The organism is Clostridium sp. D43t1_170807_H7 (assembly GCF_015555905.1).
In the GTDB taxonomy this organism is placed as follows: domain Bacteria; phylum Bacillota; class Clostridia; order Clostridiales; family Clostridiaceae; genus Clostridium.
On sequence record NZ_JADNLK010000013.1, the window covers coordinates 60,042 to 75,609 of the forward strand.

Below are 15,568 nucleotides of genomic sequence, written 5' to 3' on the forward strand. Positions count from 1 at the left end.
TCTTAATATATATTATATATCTAACATAAATAAATTTCCCTCTTTTCATAAATTAAATTTTGTACTGTTATTTAATAGTTATGTTATAATCGTATAAGATTTAAGATAAGGAGATGTAAATGATGATTAGTAAATTTTTCTTACATAAGGGAAAGAACAAAAGAGCTGAACAAGGTCGTCCTTGGATATACATAGATGAAATAAATGAATATGATGGTGACTATGAAAATGGAGATATAGTTGAGGTATATAACCACAAAAATCATTTCATTGGTAAAGGTTATATTAATGATAGAAGTAAGATAACAATTAGAATAATGACAAGAGATATTAATGAAGAAATAGATGAAGAATTCTTTAAGAAAAGATTTGCTGCTGCATGGGATTATAGAAAAACTGTTATCGATACATCATCATGCAGATTTATATTTGGAGAAGCCGATTTCTTACCTGGATTAACTGTTGATAAATTTGAAGATTACTATGTAATTCAAATATCTACATTAGGAATGGATAAATATAGAGATTTAATAGTAAAAATACTAGTTGAAGAATACGGCGCTAAAGGTGTTTATGAAAGAAGTGACATAAAAACTAGAGAAATTGAAGGTTTAGAACAAACTAAAGGCTTCTTAACTGAACCATTTGATACTGATATTGAAATTATTGAAAATGGAGTTAAATACATAGTTGATTTAGAAAATGGGCAAAAAACTGGATTCTTTTTAGACCAAAAAGAAAACAGAGCTGCTATGCATAGAATTTGTAAAGGTAAAGATGTTTTAGATTGCTTTACTCATACTGGTTCATTTGCTTTAAATGCCGGAATCGCTGGAGCAAAATCAGTTCTTGGAATCGATGTATCTCAACATGCTGTAGATTGTGCTACAAGAAATGCTGAATTAAATAATTTACAAGATGTTGTTAAATTTGAATGTCATAACGCATTTGATGTTCTTGGAGATTGGTCAAGAGAAGGTAAACAATATGATGTTGTTATTCTAGATCCACCAGCATTCACTAAATCTAGAAACACTGTTAATGCTGCAATTAGAGGTTATAAAGAAATTAATCTTAGAGGTTTAAAAATGGTTAAGCCAGGTGGTTACTTTGCTACATGCTCATGCTCTCATTATATGAGTGAAGAACAATTAAAGAAAACTGTTCTTGAAGCTGCTCATGATGCTAGAAGAACTTTAAGACAAATTGAAGTTAGAACTCAAAGCTCAGACCATCCAATTCTTTGGAATTCAGATGAATCATACTACTTAAAATTCTTTATATTCCAAGTAGTATAAAGGCTTTTGATAACTAACTAAAATTAATAGAAAAAGTCGGCTTATGCCGACTTTTTAATATATACATAATTAAGTACTTTTCTTTAATTATTAGTTTTTATTCTCTATAATCTGATTAAGTATTGACCTCTCATTATATTGCATAGGTTCTATATTTGGAAAAAGCATTGTCATTCTTAAAATATAAACAAGCATTATTAAAATAATAGAACCTATTAATATCTTCTTAAAAAATCTTCTTTTAAAAATTATAAGTAGTAATGCTACAAAAGGTAACCAAAATAATGGGTGAAATTTAAATGCATTTATAATATCACCATTAATAACTGCTATAATGGCCCTACTCATTCCGCATGATGGACATGGAATTCCTGTTAATCCTCTTATTAAACAAATACTTCCTGTTACTTTTCCAAACCTCTTTATAAAGAAAAATATAATAGATAGTCCTAATAAAGCTGATATTAATACCTTTCCTAATTTAATATTTTTACTATTATCTTTAAAATTTTTATTCATACCCTAAACTTAATCCATTTATAAATTAAAAATCACAATAAGGTATTTTATTTTCATCATAATTTAAATCGTTATACATAACCTTAAAATTATTAACCTCTTCAGCATTTATTTTATAGTACTTATTATCTATATTCATAATATTATTTTTAATAATTATAGTATGATTACTTTCCACTCCATTAGTTTGTATTAAAAAATCCCACTCTCCTAAAGTTTGGTTTTGAATTTCTTCCTTTGGAATATTATTTATAAAACTAATAATCTTTTCTATATCGTTCTTATTATCTATAGATTTATAAGTATTATCCTCTACTATATTTTTAATTATTATCTTATTAATGTTGTTAGAATCTATAATTTCATCACCAAGGGTATCTTGTAAACTAAATTCTTCTACTTCCTTTTCTGTTGCTCCATTTTTAGTAATACCTCTAGCTTCTGCTTCGTTACGACTGGCAACTTCTGGAACTCCTCCACTATATTCTGTAATTTGATTTTCTAAATTTCTCTCTATAGAACTTAATTTATTTGAATCGACTCCATATCTTATTGATACTCCTGCTAAAAATACAAGTGCAAAGCAGGCTGCCATAGTCCATAGTTTCTTATTCATATACCATACATTAGTTTTGCTTTTATTTTCTTTATCTAAATTTTTTAGAGTTTCTTCAAGTTTACATTCAAAAGACTTTGGCAAAACAAATTCTTCATTTTCGCTTTTACTTTTATTTTTTAAGTATTCATCAAATTTATCCATGAAGCTCCTCCTTTAAAATATTATATAATTTTTCTTTTGCTCTAGATAATCTTGATTTTATAGTTCCTTCCTTAACGTTAAGAATTTTCGCTATATCCTTATATTTCATATCCTCAAAATAAAATAATATTGTAGTAATTCTTAAATCCTCATCTAATGAATTAATTGCATTATATAAAGATAAATCTTTATAATTATCATTAACCTTTATGTTTTTAAAGTGATCTTTATCTACAGCTATTTCCTTAAATCTTTTTTTATATAAATTATTACTTTCATTTATAACTATTCTTATTAACCATGTTTTAAAAAATGCTTCATCCTTTAATGTTTGTATGTTTTTATAAGCCTTTAATATAGATTCACTAACTGCGTCCTCTATATCTTCTTCTTTATTTAATATAGCTTTTGCAACTCTATATACTGCAACTTTATTTAATATAATTAAATTACAAAAAGCTTCTTTATCTCCACGCTTTGCCCTTTTTACTTCCATTATTAATTCATCTTTACTAATATTATCTACTGAAGCCTCCAAATTCTTCGCTCCCTTCACCTATTAGACTTATTGTTTAATCTGTTTGTTCCATAAATAAGACTTTAAATCTTCGATTTTGATTAATAGAACTTATACCTACCATCATTAGAAAGTAAGTATTTTCTTAATATTATTATAAATAAAAAAGCGACTGTTACAAAAATTATTTACACAGTCGCTACAACATCTTTCCTTAACATAATATAAATTAATAAAGCTTTCTTTATTTAAAATCTTTTCCTTGCCAAATATTATTATCTACAAGTGCCTTATCAATGTCATTTAATACTTCCCACTTTTTCAAACTCCACATCGGTCCAATTAAACTTTGTCTTGGAGCATCACCTGTCAGTCTATGAACCACCATCTCTTCTGGTATCATAGCTATCGCCTTACATATTAAATCAATATAATCTTCTTTGCTTAAAAGCTGTAATTCTCCACTTTCATATTGCTCTACCATTTTAGTTCCTTGCATTAGGTGCAATAAATGAAACTTAACTCCTTGAGCACCTGAATGTGCAACATAATCTACAGTCTTTAACATATCTTCTTTAGTTTCTCCAGGAAGTCCAAATATAGTATGTACAACAACTTCTATTCCTCTTTCTTGTAATTTCTTCAAACTACTATCAAAAGTTTCGAAATCATAACCTCTATTAAAATTACGAGCTGTCTTATCATTTATAGTTTGTAATCCTAATTCAACCCAAAGATAAGTCTTCTTATTTAGCTCTTCAAGATAATCTAAAATATCATCATCTAGACAATCGGGTCTTGTTGCTATAGATAAAGCAATAACATTCTTTTGAGCTAATGCTTCTTCATATTTTTTTCTTAACTCTTCAACTGGTGCATAAGTGTTAGTATAAGCTTGGAAATAAGCAATATACTTACCATCCTTCCACTTCTTTTCCATCATTTCTTTTCTATCTGCAAACTGTTCTGTAATAGATAATATTCTACTTCCAGCAAAATCTCCTGATCCTCTTGCACTACAGAAAGTACATCCACCCTTTGCAACTTTTCCATCTCTATTAGGACAAGTAAATCCCCCATCTAATGATATTTTATATATCTTTTCCCCAAATTTATTTCTTAGGAAATAATTTAAACTATGATACCTTTTTCCATTCCATTCCTTTATCATTTTTTTCTCCTTATATTGATCAGTATATTTAATAACTAATTATATTAATACTCCACTTGCTTTAAGATTAAATTACAAAATTAAAATAGAGGTAATGTATAATAACATTAACCTCTTTTATTTTTTACTATATTATAAATTACTTATCACTTAATTACAATTTAATCATTTCTTCACTCTTCATATTAAAACTATATTTACCTGTAACATCATCAGTAGTACCATCAGATTTATAAACATCAAACATTAATCTATCCTCATCAAAATATCCAGCCTTAACATTATATATATTCTTATTAAAAACATCATCTAATTTAGCATCTATCATAGTTCCATCATCTGCTTTATATATATTTAATCTCTCTATACCTGCTTGATTTTTATAATTAACAGCTATATTATCATCTTCCTTAGAAAATATAAAATTCTCTATTTGAACATTATTTAATAAATCTACAGGTACAACCTTACTTGTAATAGGTTTTTCTAAAACCTCTTGTAATTCACTGATTTGGCTTCCTTGTGAAGTTGTGCTGCTAGATATATCATCAGTACCATTCTGCATTAATGTATTATCAATATAAGCAATACAAATAAATGCACTCTTGTCATCTACAGTAGAAATAGCTATTTTTTGTCCTGTAAATCCCAAAACTACCTTTCCAAAGTTATTGTTAGGCACCTTTTCCTTATATAGCATAATCTTATTCTCTCTTAAATACGTATCCTTAGGAATATTATTTAAGCTTATTACTAAACTACTTTTTCCACCTTTTTCCCCAATTATTCTTAAAGAATTATTTTTTATATATAATTCTCTTTGTGACTTTGCCTTAATTTCACTTACACTATAATTATCTCCATTTCTATTTACCTTTATGATGTAACTTTCCAAATCACTCTTAGGCTCTGTATTAGAATCTCTAATAACATTAAAAATATAATATGCAAATTCACTACTTGCTATAGTTTTATCTAATTGAAATCCTGCTATATCAGAAACTCCTTCAGACAAATTAATATTATTCTCAACTAACTCTTTAACACATACCTCATTAGCTTTTTCTATATCACCATTTCTAATATTTATTAAATAATTTGTTGCTAAATCTTTTCCTCTAAATACATCAAATAAATCTAGCGTTACTTCATTATCTTCTTTCACTTTACTACAACCAATTAATATACTAATTGTTAAAACCAATATACCACTTAAAACTCTTTTAACACTAACCATATTAATCTCCTTACATATTTTATTACACATAAATAATCTCTTAAATTTATTTTACCTAATAAAATATAGCTTATTCACAAAAAAAGAATAATTCTACTGTAACGTTTATATATTAGATATTAGAAATATATTGGGGGGATACGCGTGAAGAAAGATTTCACTAAAGTTTTTCAAATTGCTGCTGTGTTTATTGGAACAGTTGTTGGTGCTGGACTTGCTTCAGGTAAAGAAATTACTCAATTTTTTACTTCTTTTGGCGTGACTAGCTTTTTGGGAATACTCTTTTGTGGAGTATTTTATGTATTGATGGGATCAATAATAGCTAAAATAGGTATTAAATATAATCTTAACTCTTATAGTGATGTTCTAAAAATAATAAGCCCTAACCTACTCGGTAAAATAACAGGAGTAATAACAACCTTTTATTTAATTTCTAGTGCATCAATTATTCTTGCAGGAAGTGGTGCTTTAATTAATCAATTTTTTGGAATCCCCAAAATTATTGGTTCATTAATTATGCTTTGTATTGCATGTGTGTTTTTACTAAGAGGTACTGAAGGTCTTATTGAAGTAAACTCATTTATTGTTCCTGCCCTACTATGTACAATTACTCTTATTCTAGTTCTATATTTTTTATTTTGTAAAGATTCAATTTCGTTGCAATATATATCTAGCTTTGAACCTCCTAAAGATGGTGTTTTTATTTCTACTATACTTTATGCTGGATATAACATACTTTGCTGTTCGGGTGTATTAGTTCCATTAAGCAATGAAACTAAAAGCTCCAAAACAATGGTTTACGGTATTGCATTAGGAGCCTTAGGTTTAACTTTATTATCTGGTGCTATTAACCTATTATTATTGGCTAATCAACCATATATATTTGAACTTGAAATACCATTGCTTTTAGTTGCACAAAGATTCGGTAATGTTATACAAGCCCTACTACTAGTAATAATTTGGCTTGAAATGTTCTCTACCGAAGTCTCAGATGTTTACTCAATTAGTAAAACATTAGAACAAAGTTTTAATATTAACTTTAAAAAGGGAATTTTTATAGTTCTAGCAGTGGCTTTACCAATATCTCAAATTGGATTCTCAAATTTAATTTCAACATTATATCCCCTTTTTGGTCTACTAAGCTTAATATTCATAACTCAATGTATTTATTTCTATTACAAACATAAATCAGACCTTAACTAAATTGCGAACTATCGTGTTAATGCCGTGATGCCGAAAATTAATGATATAACCTCCATTAAGTCATATAATTTCGCTAAGAATTTATATTATTATTTCCATAAAATCAGCTAAAGCTTCGAAGTTCGCTATCGCTTACCTCAGCTTCTTAACGCTAATTTTATTACAATAATAATTAAATTCTAAGGCTTATTATATAATACTTCCTTCCGGTTATATCATTAATTTTTCTCTATCACTAGCTTTAAAGCCTAGATCTGCAATTTTGAAAAGTTGAACCCCTCTAAAGTTAACGACTTGTCATACAAATTTGTATCAAAAGTCGTTAACTATAAGGTGGGGGAAATAAGCAAGATAGTGAAGAGAAAAAATGAAATATTAATTTGGAGGGAAGCATTGAAATTAAGCTATAGAATTTAATAATTGATGTAGTAAATTTGCGTTAAGAAGATTTTACTGTTTGAAGCTTTAGCAAGTTTAAAATCTTTAGTAAATTTTACGGAATCAATTATATAAATTCTTAGCGAAAATTTCACCGCTTCCCGGAAAAGTAATATTCCATTTTTCGTTTTCACTATGTGCGCAATATTTTTCAACTAGTCGTCGAAGTAGTTCATTTTGGGTACTTGTTTTGAATTTAAAATATCAAATGATAATGGTGGGACAAATGTTCTTTGCTTAATAGATGATCTTAATTCTGCAATTCTTGTTACTCCAACATAAACATCTGAGATTTTATACCATGTTGCATAATCTACAACTCCTGTTTGTGGTAAATTAAATACGCTTTGAAATACTTTAACTGCTTCTGATGTTTTTGATCCATAAACTCCATCAACTGCTGACTTAGGTATTAATGGATAATTTTGAGCTATTCTATTTAATTGCTCTTGAATTGTTTCAACTTCAGTTCCACTAGAACCTATAGTTAAGTCATATCCCGGATAAGAACTTGGAATTCCCTCAACAATATCTGCTGTAACTAACTCAATATCAGTGCCATAGTAATTAGTTAATATCTCATAAGGAGTTTTTCCTTCATCACCAAGATATTTACTTCCCCATTGAGTCATCCAACCTGGACATTGAACATTCTTTCCATCGCAATACTGTGTTAATAAGGGTTGCTTTCTACCTACTCTTCTTATATAACTTGAAAAAATATCATCAACAACTGCGCTTATACTATCATATATATTTCTTCCATAAGTAAAAGCATGATCATATGCTGTAGAATTAGTTATATCATAATTCTTTCCTTTTCCCCTATACCATTCCGTATATATTCTATTTAATGTAAATGATATTATTGCATAAACATTAGCCCTTATAGTATTTTCTGGCCAAGTTGAATATATTTCACATGAAGCTACATTTTTAATATACTCCTTATACAAAACAGTATAATTAGGTGCTGAAGTATTGCTTGGCGTTCCAGTATGAACAGTTATAAACTCTGGAACTACTGGCTTTGGAAGTACAACTCCACTAGTTGGAGGTGGTAAAGGCTTATCAACTTCTTCTGGAATTTTGGCTGGATAATTTCCATTTAATGTATTAGGGCCTATATTTATTACATCTGCTCTGCTATTCCTACTATCAGATTTTATTAATTGACATTGTTGAATTGCTGTTTGGCCTGGAAATATTTGAACACCATTAATAACTAATGTTTGAAACCCCTCCCTATCTATTCTTAAATCATACAAACTGTAGGGTGTTGGTTGTGATGGTTCTTGTGAATATTCTAGTGGTGGTGCATTTAATTCAATAACTTGCGATTCTCCTGATGAATTAGTAACTAAGTTAACTTCTTTATTATCACTCGTTTTACCTGAAGATGATACTATGGTTATCTTACCACCCTCTACAGGTATATAAGTATCACCTACAAAACATTGTATTTTTAACCTACCTTTATCAGCCATAATAACTCCTTAATATATTAATCCATTAATTATTAATATGCTTTTTTATTATATTTAGTGATTATTATAAATCTCTAGGCTTTCTAATAAATAAGTTTTTAACTCTATACTCCTCAAAATCTGTATTTATTCTAGGTGTATATGTTTGTTGTATCCAATCAAATACACCTTGTAAATCAAACATTCCATATCCCCATTGCCTATTAGGATAAATATCACCAGGTCTTGTCTTTGCTCCACTTATAATATATGTTTTTATTTGTGATGAATATATACCTGGATAATTTCCATCAGTAACTGCCCACTGAAGAATAAGAGCACAACATCCTGCCACAACAGCACCTGCAACTGAAGATCCACTCATCACTGAAGTTGCTCCTCCTGGAATAGTAACTAAAGCATTACTTCCTCCAGCTACTATATCCGGTTTTATACTTCCATACCTTGTATAACCATTACTGGATTCTGATACAATGGAATTATTATTTTGATTATAATATCCTACTGAAATTGCATTATTAGAAGTACTTGGTAATGTAATAGTTGTATATTCAACTGGATTTAAAAACTTAGTTTCATCATCTATAAGTTCCCTTTGAGGTATCCATGCATAATAATTACCCTCTACTATATATTCTCCAGTTAACCTAAATTTCCAAATTCCTGGTCTTAAATTATATGCTCTTATAAAAATAAGTGTATCACCTGTTGATAATTCAGGTGAATTAAAATTAACTATCATTTCAGTTTTTTCATATAAAAATTTTATTCTTCTATTATTTGTATTTTTGGCTTCCATGTTATCAATTATTTCTCCTGTCGGTGATATTATTGATAACTTAACTCTATTAGGTTTATTTATCCATATTGTTATTGGTAAGTTTTTTTGCCTTTCGCCAATTCTTATTTCTATATCTTTAATATCACCTGCTTTCTCAATTATTCCTTCAGTATGAGTATCTGTATTTCCTTGGTTTCCAACTGGAACAACAATTACAGTTTCCGCTTCAGTTGAATAGTTATCAATAATACTTTCATCAATTCCATTTCCAGTATGAGAACCCATATTGCTTCCCATTGGAATAAATAGAACTAATGGCTTATTTAATTCCCTTGCAACTGAAACTACATATCTTATTCCCAGCAATACACTCCATGGGCTATATGATGGCACATCCATTTTATCAATAAGTGCTGCATCAAGTTCTACCTTAGTTGTTCTAGATAACTTAACAATAACAAACTTACAATCTGGGGCAACTCCCTTTAAATCTGGGTTTATTCCTCTTCCACCAATAATCCCACTTACCTTAGTACCATGCCCAATCTCATCCTTAGATGGAACTATACTATATGGATCCCCACCTGAAGTTTGCAAACTTATTGCTTGATTTATTTGATCTTCAGTATATTCTACTCCATATTTTAATCCATATATATACTTATCTCCTTGAATAGTTTGATCCCATAACCTTACTATTCTTGTTGTATCATCTTCCATTTGAAATTCTTTGTTAAGATAATCTATTCCAGTATCAATTACTCCAACCAATACGTCTCTTCCATTAAGCCTTAAATATGGATTGGTATTAAATACAGGTGCTCCACTTGCTTCTACTGGTGAAATATCATTTAATGTTAATATAGTAGAAACTTCAATATTAACTATTCTAATTGCTAATTTTTTTACTTCGTCAACTTTATCAGCTGGTGTAATTATCACCGCAAAATTTGATGATATCATTACTCCTTCAATATCTTGTATTTTCAATAAATTTTTTAAAACTTCTTGATTTGAAACTTCAGCTAAAAGGAAAATTTTATCTTTACTATCTGAATTATAATCCACATTTATTTCATCTGCTCTTTTAAGATAATCATCCATAAGTATAACTTTACTCTCTTTATTTCTAAGACCTAACCCTAATGTTTGAGATACTAAATTAATACTTTCTCTTAAACAAAGTTCACCATATCCCCAGCCTGCATCTGGATACTCTATATCTTGCCTAGTCTTTTTTGAACCTAGAATTAAAAAATATTTTACTCTTTCCCCATATAAATAAGGATCATTTCCATTTACTATTCCCCATTGCATCATAAGAGCTGCGGCACCTGTAACTTGTGGTGTTGCCATAGAAGTTCCTGTTTTTTTATCAAATCCCCTATTAGGTATAGCAGAATAAATTCCTTCTCCTGGTGCAACTATATCAGGCTTTATATATTGTCCATTATATTTTTCTCCTCTTCCACTAAATGGTGAAATAATATCAACTAAATAATTATAACTTCCAACTGATATTACATTTTTAACTGTGGCAGGTATTCCTAATGTTTTATAAACAACAGGTTCTAAAAACTTAGTATTAACATTTAATCCTTCTGAAATAGGTAACCACATATCAAAGTTTCCGTCATATTTATTTAATTTTCTTAATGTTATTTTCCATTGTCCTGAAGATACAAAGCCATTAATTCCAGTTAATATAATTCCAATTTCTCCACTTACATCAAATGGCTTAGGTCCAGTTAAATATATGGAATATCTAGAATTTCCTATTGTTCCTTCATTAACTCCTTCTTTTACTAATATTTCACCAGTACCAATTCCATATGGAGAAATTAACTCTATACTTAATTGTGGCAATATTGATTTATATAAATTTATTACAACTATAGATTCATCTGATGAAATATTAAAATACACATCATTTACTTCTTCTAATGTTCCTCCTACATGATGTGCTGCTTCACCTTCATTTCCTGCTGCTATAACAATTGTTACTCTTTCAGTAGCAGAAACTGTTGAAATATATTGTTCAAGCAAACTACTACCATTATGTGCTCCATCATTAGTACTTAAACTCATATTTATAGCTAATGGCATATTTAGCTCTTTTCCCTTATCAATAAGAAACTTTATTCCCTTCATTATTTGAGTACTTAATGCAAATCTACTTCTAGCCACCTTGACCATTGCTATTGAACTTTCAGGTGCTACACCATAATATTGCTTATCTATTTTTCCTCCAGCACAAGCTATTCCTACAACATGTGTTCCATGTCCAGTAATATCAGTTGAATTAACTATTGAATATGGATCAGATGATTTAAGTGCTTCATTAATTTGCTCCTTAGTATATACCTTTCCACCTTCATCTAAATCATATATATATTCTATTCTAGTTGTTCCATCAGGATTTCTAAATGCAGGATGAGTATAATCTATTCCAGTATCAATAAATCCAATTAAAACTCCCTTTCCATTAAATTCACTTAAATTTAACTGTGTAATACAAGAAGCCCTATTACTTTCATAATCATCTGCATATAAACTTTTAGGTAGTTCTATATATTGAATTTCTGGGCTAGTTGCTAAAACAACAAGATTTTCTATTGGAATTTCTGCTATTCCATATCCATATCCCAAATCAACATACTTTCCATTTAAGTTTTCCACTATTTTAGAAATTTCACTTGGAGAAGCTCCTGAAATTATACTTACTTCAATTTCAGAATCATTATTAGTTGCTAAAAAGCTATGTGATATATTAAGCTTTGATAATATTGATGTTGGCATATTCTTTAATATACCTAAATTATTTAAATTACCTTCTATGTTTACCACCTCGTAATAATTTCTCTTATCAATATATGTTTAATTTAAAATATCTGAACTATTAAATTTATTATTAATATCAAAGTTATCCACATGTTTTATTAAGTTATCCACACTATCCACATATTAATATATTGTTTTTTATTTTATTATTTATATAATAAAAAAGGTGCCCTTTGGCACCTTTTTATAATCTAATTTCTATTCTTTCTAACTTTGCAATTACCGATATTTCTCTAGATTCTACAGTTTCAGTCATAAGAGCTCCCCCGTTACTTACAAGAAGTAGCTTTGAATTTCCTAAGCTCTTTATTTGTCTTATTTTTCTATTTCCTTTATAATCAACCAAGAATATTCCATTATTGCTTATTTCCTTTACTAAATGAGCAAAAGCTAAATCCCCTTGCATCATTCTAAATCCAGACATCTCATTATCTTGGATCTCTAAATACATAACTTTATCTTGAGGAAAACCTTCTACTTTATTTGAATGAATAGGTAACTCTATTTTTCCTTTAACATTTTTTAAACTATAATCATAAATTGGAACGTTCTTTAAAACAGATGAAAATGCATTATCCCATACTTCTTCTGTTTCTATCTTTGCTGGCTTCTTATTAATTGTAGCATAAGCCTTTCTTTCTTCCATTAATGCTTCATCTGTTACAACCATACTTACATCATTTAAATCTGCTTTTAAGATTTTAGCAGCCTTATCTATAAATGATTCTTGTACAATCCTTCTACCCGTTTCAACTTCATTTATAAATTTTTCTGCAACACCTAACTTCTTTGCAAGTACTTTTTGTGTCATACCAGACTTTAATCTGGCTTCCTTTATCTTTTCACCAACTCTACTCATTGCTCTTTTCCTTTCTAACTTTTGAATACCATTCTTTTTCATCTCTTAAATGCTTAATAAGATAACTTATTTGCCAATTAATAGATTGCTGTGTTACTACAGCTAATATCCCATCTTTAATATTTTGCCTAGTATCCGTTATTGCTTTTCTAAGTTCATCTTGTGATAAATTATTATATAGTATTACCTTTTCTTTAATTGGATTACTATTGAATATTTCTAATCTCATACCAAGTAACACATCCATTAATGTCATCTCACACATTTCAGGAGTTATTTCTATTATTTTATATCCTAACTCCTTTAAATTCAATAACTCTACATTAGATAATCCATATACTAAAATACACTTATTATTATCAAGCATTACAATCACCCCAGTATACACATATAAATTTAATTTAAGGCTGTATTAAAATTCAATGTGAAAACCATACTGAATTATTCACATATTTATTTTAATACAGCCCTTAAAGTTTTAGCCCTAATGAAATATTAGTCTTCTATTATTTCAGGCTCATCAAACTTTTCACCAAAAGTTTCTACTGTTACTTTTTTCATTACTTGATCTTCATATGGTTTATCACTGTAATCTCTCTTAGCGTTAACTATCTTTGTAGCAACATCTAATCCTTCTATTAACTTACCAAATGAAGCATATTGTCCATCTAAGTGTGGTGCATCTTCAACCATTATGAAGAATTGGCTACCTGCAGAATCTGGGTGCATTGCTCTAGCCATAGATAAAACACCTTTTGTATGTTTTAAATTATTTGCAAATCCATTTCTTGAGAATTCACCTTTTATACTATATCCAGGTCCTCCAATTCCCATTCCTTCTGGACATCCACCTTGAATCATAAATCCAGGTATTACTCTGTGGAATATTAATCCATCATAAAATCCTCTATTTATTAAATCAACAAAATTCTTAACTGTATTTGGAGCTATTTCTGGGTATAACTCCGCTTTCATTATATCTCCATTTTCCATTTCTATAGTTACTATAGGATTTTTCATATAATTACCTCACTTTCATTTTTTGGTATAATTTATTATTATCATATTTCTATATAGTAATTCAATGTTTTAATTAAATTTTTTATTTTTTAAATATATTTTAAGAGATAAAGAAAAAAAGCCTCGAAAATTGAGGCTAAGAAAATTACAATTACTAAAGGACTGTCCTTTAAAATATATTATACTGAATTGAAAAGTTTAATTTATTGTTGAAATGCAGTACCTAAAACTACTCTTGAATAATCACTATAGTTTGATAAATTTTTAACATTAATTTGTTTAAAAATATAGTCTCGTCCAAATTTATTTATCAAATCATTAAATAGACATATTAAAAAAGTTGATGGAATTCTTTCTAAACCGTCAAAATCTAAAGTTACACCTTCATCCAAATTATTTTTTACTATTTCTCTTAATAAAATAGCATCTTCTATTGAATAGCTTTCCCCTAAAAACTCTTTTATCTTTATATTCATACTCATTACCCCATTCTTCTTTTTTAAATTTTCTGAAAATTCTTTCTATACTAATAATATATACAATCTTCAGAATATTGTCAACTATTTAACAATTATTTTTTTATAATTTCCTATTTATAGCTATAAATAAAAAAACGCCTCTTGGCGCTTTTCTTATTTATGGTTGATTAACTTTAAACTTAGATCAATAACCCTTTGTTCATCTAGTGAATTATATATAGTTATACTTCCTGTTTCAGCTCTATCTGTTAATAAATCTTTTTCCTTTAATCTTCTTCTAATTTCTCTTGCTGTTCCTTCTCCACCATCTATTATAGCAACATTACTTCCCACAATCTTTGCTATTGTATCTTTTACAAATGGATAATGTGTGCAACCAAGAACTATAGAACTAATATCATCTTTATTATATAAACTTAATTTTTCTTCTAAATATTCCTCTAGTTCTTTTCCGCTTAATACGCCATCTTCGATAAACTCCATAAGTCCAGCACATGGTATTGGAACTATTTCAGCCTTTTCTTTATATTTATTAAGTAACAAATTAAACTTTTCTTGTTTTATAGTCATTGGCGTTGCCATTATTAATATCTTACCATCTCTATTTAACTCTACTGCTGGCTTTATTGCAGGTTCTATTCCAACTAATGGCATATCAGGATATACTCTTCTTAGTTCGCTTACTGCTGCACTAGTAGCTGTATTACATGCAACAACAAGCCCCTTTATCCCTTTTTCCATTAAAAACTCAACTACATTAAATGTTAAATCTCTAATCTCTTTTGTTGGTTTTACACCATATGGAGCATTTTTTGAATCTCCAAAATATATATAATTTTCATTAGGCATTATCTTTATGGCTTCTCTCATCACACTCAAACCACCTACGCCCGAATCTAAAAAACCTATTGGTAAATCCTTTTTGTTCAAGTTATCTCACTCCAATTTATATATTCCT

Annotated in this window: 14 protein-coding genes; 2 read left to right on the forward strand and 12 right to left on the reverse strand. The window is 28.6% G+C overall.

The features are described from left to right. The first annotated feature begins 122 nt into the window (after positions 1-122). Complete coding sequence (locus I2E98_RS09975; RefSeq protein WP_195468771.1) at positions 123-1,298, forward strand: class I SAM-dependent rRNA methyltransferase; 1,176 nt, start codon at positions 123-125, stop codon at positions 1,296-1,298. A 90-nt stretch (positions 1,299-1,388) separates the two neighbouring features. Here the strand turns inward: I2E98_RS09975 and I2E98_RS09980 are convergent, their stop codons facing one another. The 5 genes from I2E98_RS09980 to I2E98_RS10000 form a co-directional block, all read right to left on the reverse strand. Further along, positions 1,389-1,817, reverse strand: coding sequence for a DUF2752 domain-containing protein (locus I2E98_RS09980; RefSeq protein ID WP_195468772.1), 429 nt, complete (start codon positions 1,815-1,817; stop codon positions 1,389-1,391). Positions 1,818-1,842: 25 nt separating this feature from the next. Further along, positions 1,843-2,577, reverse strand: a complete 735-nt coding sequence (locus tag I2E98_RS09985) for a hypothetical protein (RefSeq protein ID WP_195468773.1) — start codon at positions 2,575-2,577, stop codon at positions 1,843-1,845. Continuing rightward, positions 2,570-3,115, reverse strand: coding sequence for a sigma-70 family RNA polymerase sigma factor (locus I2E98_RS09990; RefSeq protein ID WP_243251049.1), 546 nt, complete (start codon positions 3,113-3,115; stop codon positions 2,570-2,572). The genes I2E98_RS09985 and I2E98_RS09990 overlap by 8 nt, the downstream gene beginning before the upstream one ends. Positions 3,116-3,338: 223 nt before the next feature. Beyond that, positions 3,339-4,265 (reverse strand): TIGR01212 family radical SAM protein, encoded by a 927-nt coding sequence (locus I2E98_RS09995; RefSeq protein WP_195468774.1) that lies wholly within the window; start codon positions 4,263-4,265, stop codon positions 3,339-3,341. Positions 4,266-4,419: 154 nt separating this feature from the next. Continuing rightward, a complete protein-coding gene (locus I2E98_RS10000) occupies positions 4,420-5,502 on the reverse strand; it encodes a hypothetical protein (RefSeq protein WP_195468775.1) in 1,083 nt (360 codons plus the stop codon). Positions 5,503-5,646: 144 nt separating this feature from the next. Between I2E98_RS10000 and I2E98_RS10005 the strand changes: the two genes are divergently transcribed. Beyond that, positions 5,647-6,705: a transporter gene (locus I2E98_RS10005; protein ID WP_195468776.1), complete on the forward strand. Its 1,059-nt coding sequence runs from the start codon at positions 5,647-5,649 to the stop codon at positions 6,703-6,705. Positions 6,706-7,298: 593 nt separating this feature from the next. On the opposite strand, the gene I2E98_RS10010 is transcribed toward I2E98_RS10005, so the two are convergent. The 7 genes from I2E98_RS10010 to murI all read right to left on the reverse strand — a co-directional run bounded on the left by I2E98_RS10010 (position 7,299) and on the right by murI (position 15,540). Continuing rightward, positions 7,299-8,630 (reverse strand): peptidoglycan-binding domain-containing protein, encoded by a 1,332-nt coding sequence (locus I2E98_RS10010; RefSeq protein WP_195468777.1) that lies wholly within the window; start codon positions 8,628-8,630, stop codon positions 7,299-7,301. Between the two features lie 64 nt (positions 8,631-8,694). Beyond that, positions 8,695-12,258 carry a S8 family serine peptidase gene (locus tag I2E98_RS10015; protein WP_347708028.1) on the reverse strand — a complete coding sequence of 1,188 codons (3,564 nt, stop codon included), beginning with the start codon at positions 12,256-12,258 and terminating at the stop codon, positions 8,695-8,697. A gap of 178 nt (positions 12,259-12,436) precedes the next feature. Further along, positions 12,437-13,111, reverse strand: coding sequence for a helix-turn-helix transcriptional regulator (locus tag I2E98_RS10020; RefSeq protein ID WP_195468778.1), 675 nt, complete (start codon positions 13,109-13,111; stop codon positions 12,437-12,439). Continuing rightward, on the reverse strand, positions 13,104-13,478 hold the full coding sequence (locus tag I2E98_RS10025; protein WP_195468779.1) for a DUF3783 domain-containing protein: 375 nt from the start codon (positions 13,476-13,478) through the stop codon (positions 13,104-13,106). The genes I2E98_RS10020 and I2E98_RS10025 overlap by 8 nt, the downstream gene beginning before the upstream one ends. A 128-nt stretch (positions 13,479-13,606) precedes the next feature. After that, complete coding sequence (locus I2E98_RS10030) at positions 13,607-14,131, reverse strand: peptidylprolyl isomerase (RefSeq protein WP_195468780.1); 525 nt, start codon at positions 14,129-14,131, stop codon at positions 13,607-13,609. Between the two features lie 203 nt (positions 14,132-14,334). Further along, positions 14,335-14,607: an STAS-like domain-containing protein gene (locus I2E98_RS10035; protein WP_195468781.1), complete on the reverse strand. Its 273-nt coding sequence runs from the start codon at positions 14,605-14,607 to the stop codon at positions 14,335-14,337. Positions 14,608-14,763: 156 nt separating this feature from the next. Beyond that, the gene (gene murI / locus I2E98_RS10040) at positions 14,764-15,540 is read right to left on the reverse strand and encodes a glutamate racemase (RefSeq protein ID WP_195468782.1); all 777 of its coding nucleotides are present in this window, start codon (positions 15,538-15,540) and stop codon (positions 14,764-14,766) included. Positions 15,541-15,568: the final 28 nt, after the last annotated feature.

What these genes read in the sequence shown, in the direction of transcription:
- I2E98_RS09995 (WP_195468774.1), bottom strand. Translation starts at nt 4,265, where the DNA reads ATGATAAAGGAATGGAATGGAAAAAGGTATCATAGTTTAAATTATTTC.
- I2E98_RS10000 (WP_195468775.1), bottom strand. Translation starts at nt 5,502, where the DNA reads ATGGTTAGTGTTAAAAGAGTTTTAAGTGGTATATTGGTTTTAACAATT.
- I2E98_RS09975 (WP_195468771.1), top strand. Translation starts at nt 123, where the DNA reads ATGATTAGTAAATTTTTCTTACATAAGGGAAAGAACAAAAGAGCTGAA.
- I2E98_RS10025 (WP_195468779.1), bottom strand. Translation starts at nt 13,478, where the DNA reads ATGCTTGATAATAATAAGTGTATTTTAGTATATGGATTATCTAATGTA.
- I2E98_RS10030 (WP_195468780.1), bottom strand. Translation starts at nt 14,131, where the DNA reads ATGAAAAATCCTATAGTAACTATAGAAATGGAAAATGGAGATATAATG.
- I2E98_RS09980 (WP_195468772.1), bottom strand. Translation starts at nt 1,817, where the DNA reads ATGAATAAAAATTTTAAAGATAATAGTAAAAATATTAAATTAGGAAAG.
- I2E98_RS10010 (WP_195468777.1), bottom strand. Translation starts at nt 8,630, where the DNA reads ATGGCTGATAAAGGTAGGTTAAAAATACAATGTTTTGTAGGTGATACT.
- I2E98_RS10035 (WP_195468781.1), bottom strand. Translation starts at nt 14,607, where the DNA reads ATGAATATAAAGATAAAAGAGTTTTTAGGGGAAAGCTATTCAATAGAA.
- I2E98_RS10020 (WP_195468778.1), bottom strand. Translation starts at nt 13,111, where the DNA reads ATGAGTAGAGTTGGTGAAAAGATAAAGGAAGCCAGATTAAAGTCTGGT.
- I2E98_RS09985 (WP_195468773.1), bottom strand. Translation starts at nt 2,577, where the DNA reads ATGGATAAATTTGATGAATACTTAAAAAATAAAAGTAAAAGCGAAAAT.